The 15,642-nt window shown below is 71.6% G+C and carries 14 protein-coding genes and 1 pseudogene; 13 read left to right on the top strand and 2 right to left on the bottom strand.

Going from position 1 to position 15,642, the window contains the following annotated elements; genetic code table 11:
* Nucleotides 1-188: 188 nt before the first annotated feature.
* The 7 genes from wrbA to QMK30_RS20375 all read left to right on the top strand — a co-directional run bounded on the left by wrbA (nucleotide 189) and on the right by QMK30_RS20375 (nucleotide 6,971).
* Nucleotides 189-809, top strand: a complete 621-nt coding sequence (wrbA, locus tag QMK30_RS20405; RefSeq protein WP_283519724.1) for an NAD(P)H:quinone oxidoreductase — start codon at nucleotides 189-191, stop codon at nucleotides 807-809.
* A gap of 33 nt (nucleotides 810-842) precedes the next feature.
* A complete protein-coding gene (locus tag QMK30_RS20400) occupies nucleotides 843-2,372 on the top strand; it encodes a GMC family oxidoreductase (RefSeq protein WP_283519723.1) in 1,530 nt (509 codons plus the stop codon).
* 135 nt (nucleotides 2,373-2,507) lie between these two features.
* Entirely contained in the window at nucleotides 2,508-3,620 is a 1,113-nt protein-coding gene (locus tag QMK30_RS20395) for an NAD(P)-dependent alcohol dehydrogenase (protein WP_283519722.1), read from the top strand.
* 54 nt (nucleotides 3,621-3,674) lie between these two features.
* A complete protein-coding gene (locus QMK30_RS20390) occupies nucleotides 3,675-4,211 on the top strand; it encodes an alpha/beta hydrolase fold domain-containing protein (protein WP_283519721.1) in 537 nt (178 codons plus the stop codon).
* A gap of 116 nt (nucleotides 4,212-4,327) precedes the next feature.
* The gene (locus tag QMK30_RS20385; protein ID WP_283519720.1) at nucleotides 4,328-5,170 is read left to right on the top strand and encodes an alpha/beta fold hydrolase; all 843 of its coding nucleotides are present in this window, start codon (nucleotides 4,328-4,330) and stop codon (nucleotides 5,168-5,170) included.
* 152 nt (nucleotides 5,171-5,322) lie between these two features.
* Entirely contained in the window at nucleotides 5,323-5,946 is a 624-nt protein-coding gene (def, locus tag QMK30_RS20380; protein ID WP_283519719.1) for a peptide deformylase, read from the top strand.
* Nucleotides 5,947-6,044: 98 nt separating this feature from the next.
* The gene (locus QMK30_RS20375) at nucleotides 6,045-6,971 is read left to right on the top strand and encodes a phosphatase PAP2 family protein (RefSeq protein ID WP_283519718.1); all 927 of its coding nucleotides are present in this window, start codon (nucleotides 6,045-6,047) and stop codon (nucleotides 6,969-6,971) included.
* A 93-nt stretch (nucleotides 6,972-7,064) separates the two neighbouring features.
* On the opposite strand, the gene QMK30_RS20370 is transcribed toward QMK30_RS20375, so the two are convergent.
* The gene (locus tag QMK30_RS20370) at nucleotides 7,065-7,937 is read right to left on the bottom strand and encodes a catalase (protein ID WP_283519717.1); all 873 of its coding nucleotides are present in this window, start codon (nucleotides 7,935-7,937) and stop codon (nucleotides 7,065-7,067) included.
* Nucleotides 7,938-8,024: 87 nt separating this feature from the next.
* Here QMK30_RS20370 and QMK30_RS20365 point away from each other — a divergent pair.
* Nucleotides 8,025-8,459: pseudogene (locus QMK30_RS20365) on the top strand (AAA family ATPase); the annotation flags it as partial.
* Nucleotides 8,460-8,633: 174 nt separating this feature from the next.
* Here the strand turns inward: QMK30_RS20365 and QMK30_RS20360 are convergent.
* Entirely contained in the window at nucleotides 8,634-9,911 is a 1,278-nt protein-coding gene (locus QMK30_RS20360; RefSeq protein WP_283519716.1) for a hypothetical protein, read from the bottom strand.
* Between the two features lie 88 nt (nucleotides 9,912-9,999).
* Here QMK30_RS20360 and QMK30_RS20355 point away from each other — a divergent pair, with 88 nt between their 5' ends.
* The 5 genes from QMK30_RS20355 (at nucleotide 10,000) to QMK30_RS20335 (ending at nucleotide 15,622) form a co-directional block, all read left to right on the top strand.
* The gene (locus QMK30_RS20355; protein ID WP_283519715.1) at nucleotides 10,000-10,779 is read left to right on the top strand and encodes a helix-turn-helix transcriptional regulator; all 780 of its coding nucleotides are present in this window, start codon (nucleotides 10,000-10,002) and stop codon (nucleotides 10,777-10,779) included.
* A gap of 89 nt (nucleotides 10,780-10,868) precedes the next feature.
* Nucleotides 10,869-12,392, top strand: coding sequence for a GMC family oxidoreductase (locus QMK30_RS20350; protein WP_283519714.1), 1,524 nt, complete (start codon nucleotides 10,869-10,871; stop codon nucleotides 12,390-12,392).
* 58 nt (nucleotides 12,393-12,450) lie between these two features.
* On the top strand, nucleotides 12,451-13,872 hold the full coding sequence (locus tag QMK30_RS20345) for an aldehyde dehydrogenase family protein (RefSeq protein ID WP_283519713.1): 1,422 nt from the start codon (nucleotides 12,451-12,453) through the stop codon (nucleotides 13,870-13,872).
* 13 nt (nucleotides 13,873-13,885) lie between these two features.
* On the top strand, nucleotides 13,886-14,473 hold the full coding sequence (locus tag QMK30_RS20340; protein WP_283519712.1) for an antibiotic biosynthesis monooxygenase: 588 nt from the start codon (nucleotides 13,886-13,888) through the stop codon (nucleotides 14,471-14,473).
* A gap of 12 nt (nucleotides 14,474-14,485) precedes the next feature.
* A complete protein-coding gene (locus QMK30_RS20335) occupies nucleotides 14,486-15,622 on the top strand; it encodes an NAD(P)-binding domain-containing protein (RefSeq protein WP_283519711.1) in 1,137 nt (378 codons plus the stop codon).
* The last annotated feature ends 20 nt before the right edge of the window (nucleotides 15,623-15,642 follow it).

The raw sequence follows: 15,642 nt of genomic DNA, 5'->3' as shown, positions 1-15,642 counted from the left end.
CGGTGGCATGTCACCGAGCCCCGCTCGCGCCCCACTCCCACCCCCGCGACTCACCGCTCGGCACTCGGCCGATCTCATGCACGCCCAACGACCGTGCGGTGTGGCTTATTCCTGCCCGGGCTTGCACGGCATTGCCCCAGCGGACCATTCCACCGTTCACACCCATTCTTTATCCTTATAGGAATTCAATGAGTCTTGACATCAATGTCGCGGTAATCTACTACTCGGCCACCGGCAGTATTCACACACTCGCCGGCGCCGCCGCCGATACCGCAGAGCAGCTCGGTGCGCGGGTACGGCTGCGCAAGGTACGGGAATTGGCGCCGCAGCAGGCCATCGCGTCCAACGAGCACTGGTCGGCGCACCACGCGAAGACCAAGCACGTCATTGAGGCTGCCGTCGACGACCTGGACTGGGCCGATGTGATCCTCCTGGGCAGTCCGACCCGCTTCGGCCTGCCGGCCGCCCAGCTGAAGCAGTTCATCGACACCGCGGGCGGGCTGTGGGCGCGAGGGGGCCTGGTCAACAAGGTCACCTCGTCGTTCACGTCGACCGGCTCGGCACACGGCGGCCAGGAAACCACGATCGTGGCGATGAACAACACCTTCTACCACTGGGGGTCGATCATCGTCGCGCCCGGCTACGCCGACCCCGTCCAGCACATCTCCGGAAACCCGTACGGCACCAGCCACATCTCGGATAACGGGAAGATTCCGCCCGGCGAAACCCACCTCGCCGCCATCGCATTCCAGACCCGACGCGCAGTAGAAATCGCGACCGCCCTCAAAATAGGTCTCGCAGCTGCCTGACCGGCAATTCTTGGTAGTGAACCTGTGGAAAACATGAGTGGGGAAAACATGAGTTACGACCACATCGTCGTCGGTGGCGGCTCGGCGGGCGCGGTGATCGCACGGCGGCTGGTGGAAGCCGGCCGCAGCGTCCTGCTCCTGGAGGCCGGACCGGTGGACGACACCGAGGCGATCCACGACCCGACGGGCTCCGTCCAGCTGTGGAACAGTCCCTGGGACTGGGCCTTCCAGACCGAGCCGCAGACGCACGCAGACGGTCGGCGACTGCCGTGGCCGCGCGGCAAGACGCTGGGCGGTTCCAGTTCCTTCAACGGCATGATCTACGTGCGTGGTGCGGCGGCGGACTACGACGCGTGGGCCTACCAGGGCGCGGCGGGGTGGGCCTGGAAGGACGTCGAACCGTACTTTCGGCGGATGGAGGACTTCGACGGCGGCGCAGCGGGCGGGCGCGGCGTGGGCGGCCCCCTGCACGTCCAGCGCAACCCCGGGCCGGACTCCCTTGTCCGCGCCTGGGTGGCGGCCGGACAGCAGTACGGCCTGCCGTACAACGAGGACTACAACAGCGGCGACCAGCTGGGCGTGAGCTACACCCAGCACACCATCAAGGACCACCGCCGCCAGTCCACCTGGGTCGCCTACGGTCACGCCGTCCGGGACAACCCCCTGCTCACTGTCGTCACCGGCGCCCTGGTCACCCGGGTCATCGTGGAGGGCGAGCGCGCGGTGGGCGTCGCCTACCAGCTGAACGGGAAGGAGACCGTTGCCCGCAGCGCTGCCGACATCGTGCTGTCCGGCGGTGTCTTCGGCACCCCGCAGCTGCTGCTCCTGTCGGGCATCGGCCCTGCTGACCACCTGCGCGAGCACGGCCTGCGCGTACGGGCCGACCTGCCCGGGGTCGGGCAGAACCTGCAGGACCACTGGTCGGCGCCGCTGGTCTGGAAGTCCACGCAGCCGCTCCCCGCCTGGGCCGCGCAGGGGCTGGAGGCGCAGTACTTCGCCGCCAGTCGGCCCGGTCTGGCTGCCCCGGACGTCCAACCGCTCTTCCTGTCGTTCGTCTACCCCGTGCCGGGTGCGGACCTGCCCGAGCACGGCTTCTCCGCTGTGGGCCAGTTGCTGCATCCCTTCAGCCGCGGCGAGGTGCGGTTGCGCTCCACCGACCCGGCCGCGCCGCTGGTCCTGGACCCGAAGGTCTTCTCCGACCCGCGCGACCTGGAAACCCTGGTCGACAACCTGGAAGCGCTGCGCGACATCGCCGCGCAGAGCGCCCTCAAGGAGTGGAACGACGGCGAGGTCCTGCCCGGCCCGGGCATCGAGACCCGCGCCCAACTGCGTGACCATGTCCGCGCCACCGTGGTCTCCGGGCACCACCAGATCGGTACCGCCCGCATGGGCCTGGATTCCATGGCCGTCGTCGACCCCGAACTGAAGGTGCACGGGATCGACAACCTGCGCGTCGCCGACGCCTCGGTCATGCCGCACGAGACCAGCGGCAACACCAACGCCCCCAGCGTCATGATCGGCGAGAAGGCCGCCGACCTCCTCCTCGGCCGCAGCGCCGCGTAACCGCCCCACCGCCACGGGTGGGTGGTGGGCGTCCTCCCCGGCACGCATCAGCCATCCAGGCCCTTCCCACCTGCTCCTGCCACGGGCCGGCCCCGCCATCCAGCGGGTCGGCCCGCCACAAACGGAAAGCACTGCATGCCCACCTCAGTGACCGCCGCTGTCTCCCGCGTGGCCGGCGAGGAGTTCCGCCTCGAAGCGCTGGAACTCGACGACCCACGCCCGGACGAGGTCCTGGTCCGCTACACGGCCGTCGGACTGTGCCACACCGACCTGGAGGCGGCCGCCGGCCGCCTGCCCACCCCGCACCCGGTGGTCCTGGGCCACGAGGGCGCCGGCACCGTCGAGGCCGTCGGCTCGGCGGTCACCGGCTTCGCGCCGGGCGACCGCGTCGTACTCAGCCTGGATTCTTGCGGCAGCTGCCGCAACTGCCTGGCCGGGCAGCCCGCTTACTGCGAACACCACATCCCGCTCAACTTCGCCTCCAGCCGGGCGGACGGCTCGGTCGGTCTGCGGGACGCGGCCGGGCGGAGCGTCCACGACCACTTCTTCGGCCAGTCCTCCTTCGCCTCGCACGGCCTCGCGCATCCCCGCGGCCTGGTCAAGGTCCCGGACGATCTGCCGCTGACCACGCTGGCGCCGCTCGGCTGCGGCATCATCACCGGCGCTGGCGCCGTGCTCAATTCCCTCGCGGTGCGGGCGGGCAGCACCGTGGCGGTCTTCGGCCTCGGCACCGTGGGCCTGGCTGCCCTGATGGCCGCCGCGGCTTCCGGGGCTACCCGGATCATCGCGGTCGACCGCAACCCCGAACGCCTCACCTTCGCCAAGGAACTGGGCGCCACCGATGTGATCGACGCCGCAGCCGTCGACACCGCCCAGGCTGTCATGGAGCTGACCGGGGGACGCGGAGTGGACCACAGTGTCGAGTCCACCGGCGCCGTCCCCGTCATGAACACCGCCATCGGCGTCCTCGCCCCGCTCGGATCGGCAGCCGTTCTCGGCGTCGCCGGCCTCGACGCCGAGCTGAAGGCCAACGCCTTCGAACTGCTCAAGGGCCGCACCGTCGCCGGATCCGTCATGGGCCACCAGGCCCCCGGCGTCCTCATCCCCCGCCTGCTGGACCTCCACCGCCGGGGCCGCTTCCCCCTGGACCGCCTCGTCACCACCTACCCGCTGGCCGACATCAACCGCGCCATCGTGGACGTCCGGGCGGGCCGCACCGTCAAGGCCGTCCTCACCCACGGCTCATGAGTACCGACCGCTTCTCCGCGGCCGCCACCGCCGACTGGTCCGGCCACACCCGGCGTGCACTGGACCCTGCACGCTGCCCATGGCGGCGCCGAGACCCTCCCCGCGTCCATCGAGGCGGCGCGCAACGACACGGCCGTCGTCGCTCTCGCCGGACCCGCACCCGTGACGGGCCCCGTCACCGAGCATGTCCTGCCTGGTCCCGCGGGCCCCCTCCGTGCCCGGTCCTACCGGCCGCTGGGCGCCGGGGAGCAGGGCCCGCCTCTTCCCGGGATCTTCTACTTCCACAGCGGGGGGTTCGTCCTCGGCGGACTCGACAGCCACCACAGCTGGGTGTCGGCCCTGTCCAACGCCACCGGACGGATCGTCGTGGCGGTCGACTACCGACTCGCCCCCGAGCACCGCTTTCCCGCGGCCGCCCAGGACGCCTACGCCGCCATCCGCCACATCGCCGGTCACGCACCCGACTTCGGCATCGACGTCGCGCGCCTGTCTGTGGCCGGCGACAGCGCGGGCGCCAACCTCGCCGGCGCGGTCAACGCGGAAGTGATCGACGCGGCGCTCGGCATCATCGCCGGCCGCCTCCACCGCTGACACCCCACCCCCAATGCCTGCGGAATTCGGCGCTCCCAACGGCCGGTCCCAGGGGTGCACCCAGGTGCACCCGCACGTCTCCATCTCAACGTCCCTACCTCTTACGGAGCAGTTCCATGACCCACCCGAAGACCCCGCGCCCCGCCGCCCTCCGCGCCACAGCGCTCGCCGCGGCGGCCACGCTGGGCGTACTCGCCCCCTCCGCAGCGGCAGCACCGCAGCAGGGCGCCGCGGCACAGGCCGGCGCCAAGCCGACCGTCGTTCTGGTCCACGGCGCCTTCGCCGACGCCTCGGGCTGGAACGCCACCGTCACTGGCCTGCGCCGCGCCGGATATCCGGTGGTGGCCCTGGCCAACCCGCTGCGCGGCCTCGACTACGACGCCGCCTACATCTCCAGCCAGCTCAAGGCCGTCAAGGGCCCGAAGATCGTGGTCGGCCACTCCTACGGCGGCGCCGTCATCACCAACGCCGCTGCGGGCGTGCCCGACGTCAAGGCCCTCGTGTACATCGCCGCCTTCATCCCGGAACAGGACGAGGCTCTCGGCGCGCTGATGGAGCAGCACCCGGACTCCACCATTCCGCCGCTGCCGCAGCAGACCTTCACCTACACGCGGCCCGACGCGACCACCGGGACCGACGTCTTCCTCGACCCGGCGAAGTTCCATTCGGCCTTCGCCGCCGACGTCCCCGCCGAGGAGGCCGCGCTCATGGCCGCCTCCCAGCGTCCCATCTCCGTGGAGGCGTTCGGTCAGCCGACCAAGCAGGCCGCTTGGAAGAAGCTGCCCTCTTGGGCCCTGGTCGCCACTCAGGACCATGCCATCGGCGCGAACCTGGAACGCTTCATGGCCAAGCGGGCCGGCGCCCGGATCACCGAGGTCCGAGGCTCCCACGCCATTATGGTCAGCAACCCCGACGCCGTGAGCCGCATCATCAAGCAGGCGGACCTGGCCACCCGCTGAGTCCACGGCCTCGGCCGCTGAACGAAAGTCCGGACCTCAGCACCCTTGCCCGGCGTCCACCTCGTGTGGCGGACGCCGGGCGAGGGGCGGCCGTGCGGCCAGTACGAGAACCCGTACGGGAACTCCAGCCGCCACCACCGGCACGAAAGGCCTTGCGCACATGTCCCGGACACCGCCCCACCGCCCCCGTCGAGCGTCCTTGGCCCGCGGAGGCGGCAGGCGGGAGCTGCCGGGAGATCACGGAGATCGGCAACCCGGTAGTCCACCGGCGCTGCGCCGACATCGCCGAGTTCGGCACCGCGGAACTGTCCCAGCTCCTCAAGGACATGTTCTTCACCATGCACGTGGCCCACGGCCTCGGCCTCGCAGCCAACCAAATCGGGCTCGACCTCCGGCTGTTCGTCTACGACTGCCCCGGTGAACGGGGCGAGCGCCACATCGGGCACATCCTCAATCCCGAGCTCCACGTCACCGGCGAGTACCAGACCACCCGCAGCGAGGGATGCCTGTCCGTCCCCGGCGCTGCCTGGGAGCTGATCCGGCCGGCGAGCGTCACCGTGCGCGGCCAGGACTGGCGGGGAAACCCCGTCACCGTGTCCGGCACCGGCCTCTTCGCCCGCTGCCTCCGGCACGAGACCGACCACACCGACGGCACCCTGTTCGTCGACCGGCTCGTGCCCGAGGAGAGGTACCGGTCCCTGTCGCAGATGTACGACAACCGCGCCGCCGTCATGGCCGAGCGCGCGGAGTGGGCGCGTTCGATGGCTCGTTCATGAACGGCGGTCCACCCACCGCACCTTGATCCGCCGTCGCCGACTCACCGAACGAGTCGATCCCTCAGCCGGCACCCCCGCCGGACGAAACGGAAATCGCCATGCCGCCACCCGCCCGCCGCACCACGCCTGACCGTCCCCCGAGCAGCCCAGCCGACACCGCGGCCGACAGCCGGGCCACGCCCGTTGAGCCACCCGCTGCCAGCCCTCGCGCACGGAGGGCGAGACGTCTCTTCAGCCTCGACCACGCCTCTCCGGCCGCGTTCCTCATCGCGTTCACCGCCATCCACCTCATCGCCGTGTGGACACGCCTCGGCCAGGCGGCGGAGAACGCACTTGTGCGCGGCTATGCCGACGGTGCGCGAATCTCCGCGATGGTCGAGTCCTGGGGTCCACCGCCCTTCACGGACGAATGGGCGACCCTCATCGGGGGCATGGCCCTGATCGCGGTGATCGCCGCGCTGCGCCGACGATGGCGGGAAGGCTGCGCGGCCCTCGCGGCGGTGATGCTCACGCTCGCCGTCACGGAATTCCTCAGCAAGGTGCTCCTCGTCCGCCCCGATCTCGTCGACGCACCGCAACCGCTGGTCGCGCAGAGCTTCCCCAGCGGTCACGTCGCCATCACCGCCGCGCTGGCCCTCGGCTGCGCCCTCGTCGCCCCCGGACGCTCCCGCCCGTACGTCGCCGCCGTCGGTGCCCTGTGGACCGCGGTCATCGCGGGCGGTGTTCAGTCGCTCTACTGGCACCGGCCCAGCGACGTGCTCGGCGCCACCCTCCTTGCTTGCGCCTGCTACGGCATCGCCGTCCGTCTCCTGAAGCCCGCCACCCGGCTGGAAGCCTCCCGGCCGCGCGCCCTGGTCCCGCTGGCCCTCGCCGCAGTCGGTGCCCTGCTGGCCGGCTCGCGCGACGACGCCCTGGCACGCCCGCTGGTGTTCGCCACAGCAGCCTTTGCCTGCGCAGTCCTGATCTGGGCGACCGTCTTCGCCACCTCGTCCACCGCCCATGTGCCGCGCGCGAGGCCGCGGTGAGCGCGCCCTGGCCGCCGACACGGCGAAGGCCGGTGGAGATCCATGAGATCTCCACCGGCCACAGGGGGGCGTACGGGGTCCGCCGGGGCGGCTCTAAGCTGCCCGGAGTCGGCGCGCCGCCTCGTAGGCCGTGCTGCGGTCCTTCGACAACTGGTCCTGCGGGGCCGTGATGCCCTGCGGCAGGCGCAGCGGGTCGAACGGCGGCTCGGTGGACGGGGCCTGGGGGCGGGTGAGGGTGAGGGTTCCGAGCGGGGTCGTCTCCGTGCCGGTCCACAGCCGGGTCGGGTCATGAAGCTCGTCCGCCGGGCCCGGGAGCTGGGCCGTCAGCTCGAAACCGGCCGGCAGGCGGTCGGCGAGGTCCCGTGTGAGGTAGTCGCCCGGCATCGCCAAGGCCTGTGCCGGGTCCAGGGACGGCAGCGGGCGCAGCGGCCGCAGGCTCAGCCGTGCCCAGCGGGTAGCGCCCGCCGCGTCCACCAGACCGAAGGCGTGCACCGCGTGGTACGTCACCCCGGTGAAGCTCGTGGCGGGCCGGGCCCTTTCGGCGAAGCCCAGCGCGGTGGCGGCCTCCGGGTGGCCACGCAGGAACGCGGGGAAGGCCGCCGGGTCGTCGGACCGGACGGCCCGGAAGAAGTCGATCAGGTCCGGTCCGGTACGGACGAAGAAGACCGGCAGGGTAAAGGTGACGAGGTCCAGGTCTCCGGCGCGGATCGCGAGGCCCTGGTCACCAGGGTCGCCGTCGTGCCCGCCGGAGCCGCCCAGCGTGGTGGAGAAGCGGGCCGTCACCGGTGTGCGGGGTGCCGCGAAGACCGCCGCCGTGCTGATTTCGGCGGCCTGAGGGGACGGGGTGAACTCACCTTCCGCCCAGTTGCCACGGGCGTGCAGCAGCCTCTGCCCGGGGTCCGCACCGGTGGCCGCAGCCAGTTGTTCCACAAGGTGAGGGCCTTCGACCCGCGTATCGCTGTTCATGACAACGACCGTAGGGACAGGGCCCCGCCCAGCGCATCGGTCACCGTATCGGTCGCGTAGAAGCACACGAATGATGTTGCATGGACGATGTTGCACGGATGGCGAGAAATGTTTCTTTTTGGTCGGGGCAAGGAAAAGACGGAGCTCGACGGCGTCCTTCGCGGGGCGCGAAAGGGCACGGGTTCAGCGTTGATGCTCTGGGGGGACCCCGGCATCGGGAAGACCGCGTTGCTGGAGTACGCGACCGCCGCCGCGGCCGACTTCACGGTACTGAGCTGCCGTGGCACCCGGATGGAGTCCGGGCTGGCTTTCGCCGCGCTGCACGAGTTGCTCTGGCCGGCGGCGAACCGGATCGACGCGCTGCCCGCGCCGCAGGCGGCCGCGCTGCACGGGGCGCTCGGGCACAGCGGGGAGGCTACGGACCGCTTCCTCATCGGGGTGGCCACCCTCACGCTGCTCTCCGAACTCGCCTGCGAGAAACCGGTGCTCATCACCGTGGACAATGCGGATCTGCTCGACGAGCCGACCGCCGAGTGCCTGGCCTTCGTCGTCCGCAGACTGCGCACCGAGCCGGTCGCGCTGCTGCTCACCGGGCACAGCGACCCCGCGACCGACGGCCTCTGGGAACTGCTGCCCGGCTTGGAGATCGCCCCGCTGTCCGACACCGATGCGGGCGATCTCGTACGTCATGACACGTCAGGGGCGGACGAGGAGAGCGTGCACCGCACGGTCCGGCTGGCCGCCGGAAATCCGTTGGCGCTCCGCGAGCTGCCGGCCGCCGGCGAGCCGAGCGGGGAGACGGGGGAGCCCGTGGAGCGCATCCCCGTCGGACCCCGGCTGCGGCGCGCCTTCGGCGCTCGCACCGCCCGGCTCTCCTCCTCCGCACAGATGGTGCTCCTGGTCGCGGCAGCCGAGGACCTGGGAGATCACCACACGGTGCGCGAGGCGGCGACCACGCTCGGGGCCGGCACAGCGGCCTGGGACGAGGCCCTTCGTTCCGGGCTGCTCCAGGTCGCGGACGGACGGATACGGTTCCGCACCGCTCTGATCGCTGCCGTCGTGTACGAGGAAGCTCCTTTCACGCGGCGGCAGTCGGTGCACCGCGCACTGGCGCGGGCCCTGCACGGCGCGGACGGCAGCGACCTGCGGGCCTGGCATCTGGCGGCGGCAGCCGACACGGCCGACGAGGAGGTGGCCGCACTCCTCGAACACAGCGCGCGAAACGGCTGGACACGAGGCGGGTACGCGTCGGCGGCGCGGGCGCTGCGCCGGGCGGCCGAGCTGTCGCCCGTACCGGCGGACGCGGCACGGCGGCTCGCGCTGGGGGCGCTGGCCGCGTGGCGGAACGGGCAGGTGGGTACGGCACGCGAGCTGCTCGACCGGGCGGACCGGCTGTCGGACGGGGAGACGGTGGCCCGCGAGAGCGAAGGGCTGCGGGGAATCATCGAGTTCGCGCACGGGGACCAGGAGCAGGCGCACCGGCTGCTGCTGCACGCCTCCCGATCGGTGGCCGAGCCGGAGAAGGCCGTGCAGCTGGCGTGCCTGGCGGTACGGGCCGGCTGGTCCGGCGGGTCCGCCGAACGACAGGCCGAGGCGCTGCACCGGCTGGAGGAGCTGGCGGTCGACGCCGACTTCGCCGAAGCCGCGCTCCTTCCCATGATCAAGCAGTGGTGGGGCAGCGGGCCCGGCACGGGCACGATGCCCCTCGCGGACGAGGCCTTCGCCCGGCTCGGCAGCGCGTCCTGGCGGCTGATCCCGCCCGCGCCGCTGGCCGTGGCGTGGGGCGTGGAGCAGCCGTTGGCCCAGGCGTACCAACGCGAGCTGGAGGTGCTGCGCCGGACGGGAGCGGTCAGCCCCCTGGTGCTGACCGTGCCGCAGACGGCGACGATCGACATCGTGCGCGGGCGGTGGACGGAGGCGGCGGCCAACGCGGCGGACACCCTGCGGGTGGCCGAGGAGATCAGCGCCGACCATGCGGCCTCGCAGTGCCGCAACACCCTCGCCTGGCTCGCCGCCCTGCGGGGCGACGAGCGCACGGTCGCCGAACTCACCGCCAGAACGCGTGGAACTGTCGGTACCGCGCGGGGTGCGCGCGCTGACGGCCGCCGCCTACTGGAACCGGGGCATGGCAGCCCTGTTCGCCGGGCGCGCGCAGGAGGCCCTGGAGGTTCTCGTACGGCTGGCCGAGCCCGGGCACCGGGCGGCGCACGCCACGTTCGCACTGCTCGCGGCGGCCGACACGGTGGAGGCCGCGAGCAGCGCGGGCCGTCCCGAGGGTGGAGCGACCGCGCTGCGGTGCCTGAAGGAGTGGGCGGAGCACACCGGGGCGGCCTGGGCCGTGGCGGCGGCGCTGCGCAGCGAGGCGCTGCTGGCGGACGAGGGCGCGGAGGAGCTGTTCCTGGGGGCCCTGTCGGTTCCGGGCGCGGCGGAGCATCCCTTCGCCCACGCGCGTACGCGACTCCTCTACGGCGAGTGGCTGCGGCGGGCCCGCCGACGGACCGACGCCCGGGTGCAGCTGGCCGAGGCGGCGGAGACCTTCCAACGGCTCGGCGCCACGCCGCTGCTCGAACGGAGCATGCACGAACAGGAGTTGACGGGCCAGCGACTGCGCCGCACCGAGTCGTACGGGAGCAGCGAGGAGCCCCTCCTGACCCCGCAGGAGCTGCGGGTGGCCAAGCTCGCCGCCAACGGCCTCACCAACCGCGAGGTCGCCGCCCAGCTCCTGATCAGTCCCCGGACGGTGGGCCACCACCTGTCCAACGTCTTCCCGAAGCTGGGAATCGTGGCGCGCGCGGAGCTGGCCCGGGTGGACTTCGACAACGGACTGCGGCTGCTGGGCTGACCTTCGGGGCGCCGGGGGGCCGGTGACCTGGGCAATGACCCATACGGTGACCGATTCCAAGCCGGTCGGAACTTCCTAGCGTGGTCCCCATGAACAACAACCCGCAGCACGACACCGTGTCCCTCCCCACCCTCGTCGTAGGGGGCGGCTCGGCCGGGGCCGTGCTCGCCGCCCGCCTCAGCGAGGACCCCGACCGCCAGGTACTGCTCCTGGAAGCGGGCCCTGCGTACGAGCCGGACGCGTACCCCGACGAGGTCGCGAGCAGCAGCGTCCTGGGCGGATACACCGGCCACGACTGGGGCTACCTCTCGGAGCCCGGTCACATCGGCCACCCCGTCGCCGCGTACCGGGGCAAGGTGCTCGGCGGCAGCTCGGCCGTCAATGGCTCGGTCGCCGTCCGCGCCCTCCCCTCCGACTTCGTCCGCTGGTCCGAACGCGGGCTCAAGGGCTGGTCGTACGAGGACCTCCTGCCCGCGTTCAAAGCGCTGGAGTCCACCGGGGCAGGTGGCGACGACCTGCACGGCCGCAGCGGCCCGCTCCCCGTCGTCCAGCTCACACGCGAGGACATCAGCCCCATGGAGCGCGCCTTCGTGGACGCGGCCCTCGCGGACGGTATCCGCCCGGTGGACGACTTCAACGGCGCCGACCCGGAGGGCGTCGGCCCGTACCCGATGAATGTGCGGGACGGCGTACGTGTCAACACCGGCATGGCCTACCTGACCGAGGCGGTCCGCGCCCGGCCCAACCTGACCATCCGCGCCGAAGTCCTTGTCGACCGCGTGTCCTTCGAGAACGGGCGGCCCGTTGGTGTGGTCCTCGCGGACGGCACCGTGGTCCCGGCGGGTGAAGTGATCCTCAGTGCGGGCGCCTACGGCAGTGCGGCGATCCTGCTGCGTTCGGGGATCGGCCCGGCCGAGGACCTCGAAGCCCTGAACATCCCGGTCGTCGCCGACCTGCCCGTCGGGCTGCGGCTCCAGGACCACCCCTTCTACTACAACGCGTACGCCGCCGTCCCCGACCGGGTGGGCGAGCAGACCCCGGTGATCGGCGCGAAGGTGTGGACCGCCAGCTCCGAGGCCGCCGAGGGCGAGCTGGACCTGCACATCACCGCCACCCACCTCTTCGACCACAGCACCAGCCCCACCGGTGTCGGCTTCGTCCTCGCGGTCGCCCTGGTGCACCCCGAGTCGCAGGGCACCTTGACCCTGGTCAGCCGGGACCCGCAGGACCCGCCCCGCATCGACCTCAACTTCCTCGCCGAGCCGGGCGACCGCCGCCGGCTGACCGAGGGCATCAAGCTCGCCCGCCGGCTCGGCGCCACCCGGCCGCTGGCCGGTCTGATCGAGCGTGAGCTCAGCCCGGGCCCGCAGGCGCAGAGCGACGCCGAGATAGAGGCCTCGATGCTCGCCACCCTGGACACCTACCACCACCCCACCTCCACCGCCCCGATGGGCGCGGACGACGACCCGACGGCCGTGACCGACCGGCTCGGCGCGGTGCGTGGGGTGCCCGGACTGCGCGTGGTCGACGCCTCGATCTTCCCGGACGTCCCGTCGGCCGCCACCAACCTCACCGTCATCGCGGCAGCCGAGCACATCGCCCGCCAGATCTGATCCCCCCGTATCCGCCCATACCAGCTCCTGCTTTCCACCCACTTAAGGACCTACCGCAATGCAGCACGCCCGCAACTTCATCAACGGCCAGTGGGTCGACTCCGCCAAGAAGACCGAGTCGCTCAACCCCTCCACCGGCAAGGTCCTCGGCACCTTCGCCGACGCTGGAGCCGAGGAGGCGACGGCCGCGATAGCCGCCGCCCGCCGCGCCTTCGACACCACCGACTGGGCGCGTGACCGCAACCTGCGCGCCCGGGCACTGTTCGAGATGGCCGACCACCTTGAGGCGCGGCGCGACGAGTTCGTCACCCTGCTCGCCCAAGAGAACGGCAAGATCCTCGCTGAGGCGGCCTTCGAGATCGACCTCACCGTTCCCAAGCTGCGGTACTACGCGGCACTGGCCCTGAGCGACCACGGCAGCTCGGGCGAGGTCCGCCCCGGCCTCTACTCCATGACGCTCCGTGAAGGCGCGGGCGTCGCCGCCGTCATCGCACCGTGGAACTCCCCGGTCGTCCTGGCCGTCCGCTCCTTCGCCCCGGCCCTGGCCGCAGGCTGCACCGTCGCCATGAAGCTCCCGGGCCAGACCGGCCTGGTCAACGGCCTGCTCAGCGAACTGATCGCGCAGACCAAGAGCCTCCCGGCCGGCGTGATGAACATTTTCACCGAGTCGGGCAACGACGGCGCCCCGCTGCTCATCGCCTCTCCGGACGTGGACGTCATCAGCTACACCGGCTCCACCGTGGTCGGCCGCATGATCGCGGCGAGCGCCGCGCCCACGCTCAAGGCGCTCTCCCTGGAGCTCGGCGGCAAGAGCCCGATGATCGTCTTCGACGACGCGGACCTGGACGTCGCCGTACCTGTCCTCACCAAGGCCATCACCACCTTCACCGGCCAGTTCTGCATGACCGGCAGCCGCGTCCTGGTCCAGAGCGGCATCGCGGACGAGTTCCGCCGCCGGATGACCGCCTCGCTGGAGGCCGTCAAGGTCGGCCCCGGCGACGATCCGGCGAGCGAGATGGGCCCGTTGATCGACGAGCGCAACGCCCGGCGCGTCGAGGGCGTCGTCGCGGACGCGGCCGCGTACGCGAAGCTGCTCGTCCAGGGCAAGCGCGACGGCGCGTTCCTGCACCCGTCGCTGATCGAGGTCGAGGACGTCAACTCGCCGATCGTGCAGCTGGAGGTGTTCGGCCCGGTCGCCACCTTCGAGGTCTTCGAGACCGAGGCCGAGGCGGTCGCCCGCGCCAACGCCACCGAGTTCGGCCTGGCCGCGTCCGTCTGGACCCGCGACGTCGACCGTCCGCTGCGCGTCGGGCGCGAGATCCAGGCCGGCACGGTGTGGACCAACACCTGGGCCATCGTCCACGACATGTTCGAGGAGGGCGGCTTCAAGCAGTCCGGCACGGGCCGGCTGAACGGGATGCGCGGCCTGGAGGAGTTCCAGGAGACCAAGCACTACGTCCACGCCGCGCCGCGTGCCTGACGAGGCGCACCCCATGTCCGAGAGCTCCCGCGGTTCCGTTCTCGCCGGGCGCGCCGACGTGGCACTGATCGCGGCGCGCGTGGTCGAGCCGGGCCACGAAGCGGCGTTCCAGCAGTGGGCGCGGGGCATTCTGGCCGCGGCTGCCGCCGCCCCCGGCAACCTGGGCGGCGGCCTCTTCCACCCGGCCGAGGATGGCGCTGCGTGGATCTTCGTACACCGCTTCCGCGACCACGAGACGCTCCATGGATGGATCGATTCCCCACAGCGTGCGAAGTTCTTCGCCCCTCACGAGGGGCACCGCCACACCGAGGTCGCGCGACGTGAACTGACCGGCCTGGAGGGCTGGTTCACCCATCCGGGGAGCGTGTCCGCCGCCCCGCCGCGCTGGAAGATGGCGGTGAGTTCCGCCCTCGGGATCTTCCCGGTCTCCCTGCTCGGCAGCGCGTTCCTCACACCCCATCTGACGGCGTTGCCCCAGGTGGCACGGACGGCCGTCTTCGCCGCGCTGTTCAGCGTGCTGATGACGTACGTCGCGATGCCCGCCGTCACCCGGACCCTGCGCCGCTGGCTCAGCCCCGGCGCCCCCCTCACTCAGCAGTAGAAGGAGAATTCCATGACCACGGCAACCAGCACGGCAACTACCACGGCAATTATCGGGACCGGAAATATCGGCGGTCGTCTGGCGGCCGACCTGGTCGCAGGCGGCGTGGATGTGCTGCTCGCCGGCCGCGATCTCGAAAGCGCGAAGTCCCTCGCCGACCCGCTGGGGGACCACGCGACGGCGGTGACGGTCGACCAGGCCGTCGAGATGGCGGACGTGATCGTCCTCGCCGTCTGGCTCGACGCGGCGAAGGAGCTTCTCGCCCAGTACGGCGACAGGCTGTCGGGCAAGATCCTGGTGGACCCCTCCAACCCGATCGCCCCGGACGGCAACGGCGGCTTCGTCAAGACGATCGGCGCCGAGGAGTCCTCCGGCCTGCTCCTGGCCGGCCTCGTCCCCGCGGGCGCCACCCTCGTCAAGGCATTCGGCACGCTGTCCGCCGACACCCTGTCCGCCGCGTCCCGCAGGGCCCCGGAGCCCGCAGTCGGGTTCTACGCGGCCGATGACGCGGCCGCGGGCGAGGTGGTCGCCCAGCTGATCACCGCGGCCGGTTTCGACCCCGTCCGGATCGGCGGCCTCGACCAGTCGATCCGCATCGAGGTCTTCGGCGATCTCCACGAGTTCGGTGCGCTGGGCAAGGCGGTGAACCGGACCGAGGCGCTCGGCGTTCTCTCGCCCCTCACCGCTGTTGACCGGTTCGAGATCTTCGAGCAGCTCGTGCGTCACCAGCGCTACATCGACAACGACGCGAGCCGTGCGTCGGCCGACAAGTACGTGGACCTCTACTGGCCGGAGGCCACGTTCACCGTCCACGACCTGCGGACGCAGACCTTCACCGGACCCGAGGGGCTCAAGAGCCTCTACGACTACGCACACAGCGTGTTCCCGCTGGACAAGTGGTTCCACGACGTCGGCTGGTTCGAGATCGACGGCGGGGGCGACACGGCCGTCGTGTCCTGGCGCTGGCGCGTCAACTGGAAGGAAGGCAACCAGGGAGTGGTGTCGACCGGCACCTACCAGGACCGGTTCGAGCGGCGTGCGGGCGTGTGGAAGGTCATCGACCGGATCTCGGACATCGATCCCAACTGGCCGGCGGCGCTGTTCCAGCCGTACGTCGACCGGCAGGACGAGCTGTTCACCATCTCCTGACCGCGGGAATTCAGGCGTGG

Source organism: Streptomyces sp. H27-C3 (assembly GCF_030063415.1).
Taxonomy (GTDB): domain Bacteria; phylum Actinomycetota; class Actinomycetes; order Streptomycetales; family Streptomycetaceae; genus Streptomyces.
Note: the sequence above shows the minus strand (reverse complement) of the source record. Positions and strands in the feature narration are given on the sequence as shown.